Here is a 242-nt window from a genome sequence, read left to right on the forward strand (position 1 = left end):
GGGTGGAGCTCCCGCAGGGCCGCCACGCACTGCTCGATCTGCGGCGGCGCCGGCGGCTCGGTGAAGGTCAGCCAGCCGGTCACGCCGCGACCACCCGTGGTCGCGTGCGAATCGACGGAGATGCGACCGAGCTCGCCGATCACGAAGCGGAGGAGCTGGAGCGCGTCCACACGGGTGCGCCCGATGAGCCGGAAGCCGAGGTGGTATCCGCTCGTCCGCCATCCGCGCTCGAGCATGCGGCG

1 protein-coding gene is annotated in these 242 nt (G+C 72.7%); it reads right to left on the reverse strand.

The window, feature by feature from the left end; genetic code table 11:
- Positions 1–242, reverse strand: a 242-nt coding sequence (locus SB658_RS26980) for a YlxR family protein (RefSeq protein ID WP_410603580.1), incomplete at both ends; no start/stop codon positions are given.

The sequence above is a fragment of the Bacillus sp. SIMBA_008 genome, from assembly GCF_046535495.1.
Taxonomy (GTDB): domain Bacteria; phylum Bacillota; class Bacilli; order Bacillales; family Bacillaceae; genus Bacillus; species Bacillus subtilis.